The following is a 2604-nucleotide window of genomic DNA, read 5'->3' as shown; positions in this document are numbered from 1 at the left end:
GGGCTGCACGGGCCGGCGGAACTGCCCGGGCCGGCCGGGCTGCCCGGGCCGGCGGAACTGCCCGGGCCGGCCGGGCTGCCCGGGCCGGCCGGGCTGCCCGCCGCGGTCGGGCCCGGGTCGGGGTCGCTCACCGGCACCCCGGGCAGCCCGGGCACCGCCACCGGACCGGCGCGGGTGCTGCGGGGGCCGGCGGACTTCGCGCGCGTGCGGGCCGGCGACGTCATCGTGTGCCGGTCCACCGATCCGGCCTGGACGCCGCTGTTCGCGGTCGCGGCGGCGATCGTCACCGAGACCGGCGGGGTCCTGTCCCACGCGGCGATCGTGGCCCGGGAGCACCGGATTCCCGCGGTGCTCGGGGCGGCCGGCGCGATGTCGGCGATCCCGGAGGGCCGGCCGGTCACCGTCGACGGCGACCGGGGCGTCGTCGGCTGACCACCGGGACCTACACCTGGGGGCGCAGGCCGGCCTGGACGGCGAGGATGGCCGCCTGGGTGCGGGAGGTCAGCTCCAGCTTCTGCAGGATGTTGCTGACGTGCGTCCGGGCGGTGCGCTCGCTGATGAACAGGGCGGCGGCGATGTCCTTGTTCGCGTGTCCCTGGCCGACGAGCGCGAGAACCTCGATCTCGCGCGGGGTCAGCACGGCGAGCGCGTCGGGCAGCGGAGCATCCGCGGGCGGACCGGCGGGCGACTCCGAGGCCGGCTCGGGCGGCGACCCGGACGACGGTCCCTCCGGCGGCTCCGGGGCCGTTTCCCGGTGCGGGGGAGGTCCGGGTGCGGGTGGCCTGGGGCGGGTCGGTCCGCGTAGCAGGCCGGCCGTGCGTAGCAGGTGCAGGAGCACCACCGTGGCCCACAGGAGGGCCAGCCACACCGGCCACCAGTAGTCCATCCCGTAGTCGCGGGGCAGCGGGTCGGGATCCCGGACCACGGCCCACACGACCAGCAGCGCCGTGGTCACCACCGCGAAGAGCACGGCGTGGGTACGCCAGTGCCGGTCGTGCCAGGCGGTGCGTACGGGATGGTCGTCGGGCAGGTCGGCGAACACCTGGGCCAGGTCGGCCCGCGTGCGGGCGGCGTCAACCCAGGTGGAGCGATCGCGGACCTCCTCGGCGGTCAGGCGGCCGGCGGCCTGGTGTCCGGTCAGGCGCCGCACGGCCGCGGCCCGGTCGGCGTCGCTCAGACGGGGGCTGCGGCCGCCCCGGCCGTCCGCCGGGCGCGCCGCGTCGGGGTGGTGACTGCGCTCACTCCGGCCGTCCATGGGGTCCATCGTCGCAGGTGGGTGTCTACGTCATCTGTCGCGTACGCGGGTATACGGCATCGCGCCGATGCGGCGGCACAGCGCCGACGGACACGGTCGGCACATGCTCACCGGAACAGCCACCACGAACCTGGTCACCGTCCCGAACCTCATCACCGCGGCGCGCACTGTCGTCGTCGTGCCGCTGGCCGTCGCGGCCGTCGGCCGACCCAGTGTCGCGCTCACGGTCGCCGCGTTCGCCGCCTACTGGGTCGGCGACGTCCTCGACGGGTTCGCCGCCCGGCGGCTCGACCAGGAGACCCGGGTGGGCGCGGTCGCCGACATCGTCGCCGACCGGGCGTGCGCGGCGGTGTGCCTGGCGGCGCTGCTGGCCCTGCGGCCGGACGCGTGGCTGCCGGTGGCGGTCTTCCTGGTGCAGTTCATGGTGGTCGACTGCCTGCTCAGCCTGTCGTTCCTGCGGTGGCCGGTGCTCGGGCCGAACTACTTCGGCGCGGTGCACCCCGGCGTGTACCGGTGGAACTGGTCGCCACCGGCGAAGGCGGTCAACACGGCCGGCCTGGTCGGGCTGGTGCTGGTCACCCCGTCGCCGGTGTGGCCGACGGTGTTCGCCGCGCTCATCGCGGTCCACAAGGGACTGTCGCTGTGGACGGTGGCGCACCTGCCGACGGACGGCGCCCCGCGATGACCGCGGCACTCCTGTCGGCGCTGGCCGTGGCGGCCCTGTCGGCGTTCGTGCCGGTGACGCCCGTCGAGCCGTACCTGGTGGTGCTGGCCGCGGAGGGACGGCCGGCGCTGCTCGTGGGCGTCGTCGCGGCCGTGGGCCAGACGGCCGGCAAGCTGCTCATCTTCTACGCGTTCCGCGCGACCGTGCGCTCGGGCCCCGTGCGGCGGTGGGTGGCCCGGCGGTACTCGCGCCCGCCGGGCCGCGTCCGGACGCTGCTCGACCGGCCCGCGCTGGTCGCCCCGACCGTGTTCGTGAGCGCGGTGACCGGGCTGCCGCCGCTCCTGGTCGTCTCGGTGCACGCCGCCCGGACGCCCATCTCCGCACCGGTGTTCGCGGGGTGCTGCCTCGCGGGCCGGGCGATCCGCTTCGTCGCGGTGATGCTGGTTCCCACCCTGCTGTAACGATCCTCGTGCTCGACGGCAGCCCGCCGCCGCCCCCGCCCCCGCCGCCGCCGGAGCGGGACGGCGCTCGCCGGGGCGCGGCCGTCGGCGGCCGGCTGGTGGTCGCCGATCCTCCGTGGGACCGGGGGACCGCGCCGCGGCCGCCTGCGGGTGACCCCGTCGGAGACCGCGACCCGCTGACGCCAGCCCGCCCTGGGCGCCGTGCACGACGCCCCTTCTCCGCC

Annotated in this window: 4 protein-coding genes; 3 read left to right on the top strand and 1 reads right to left on the bottom strand. The window is 76.8% G+C overall.

All coding sequences use genetic code 11. The features are described from left to right. On the top strand, nucleotides 1–432 hold a 432-nt coding region (locus Voc01_RS54090), incomplete at its 5' end, for a PEP-utilizing enzyme (protein ID WP_275423726.1). Between the two features lie 10 nt (nucleotides 433–442). Here Voc01_RS54090 and Voc01_RS54085 read toward each other — a convergent pair. Then, entirely contained in the window at nucleotides 443–1255 is an 813-nt protein-coding gene (locus Voc01_RS54085; RefSeq protein ID WP_203928336.1) for a LuxR C-terminal-related transcriptional regulator, read from the bottom strand. A gap of 103 nt (nucleotides 1256–1358) precedes the next feature. On the opposite strand from Voc01_RS54085, the gene Voc01_RS16595 reads away from it, so the two are divergent. Then, on the top strand, nucleotides 1359–1940 hold the full coding sequence (locus Voc01_RS16595; RefSeq protein WP_239160251.1) for a CDP-alcohol phosphatidyltransferase family protein: 582 nt from the start codon (nucleotides 1359–1361) through the stop codon (nucleotides 1938–1940). Continuing rightward, nucleotides 1937–2380 carry a hypothetical protein gene (locus Voc01_RS16590; protein WP_203928335.1) on the top strand — a complete coding sequence of 148 codons (444 nt, stop codon included), beginning with the start codon at nucleotides 1937–1939 and terminating at the stop codon, nucleotides 2378–2380. The genes Voc01_RS16595 and Voc01_RS16590 overlap by 4 nt, the downstream gene beginning before the upstream one ends. Nucleotides 2381–2604: the final 224 nt, after the last annotated feature.

Origin of the sequence: Virgisporangium ochraceum (assembly GCF_016863655.1) — a bacterium.
GTDB lineage: Bacteria > Actinomycetota > Actinomycetes > Mycobacteriales > Micromonosporaceae > Virgisporangium > Virgisporangium ochraceum.
Note: the sequence above shows the minus strand (reverse complement) of the source record. Positions and strands in the feature narration are given on the sequence as shown.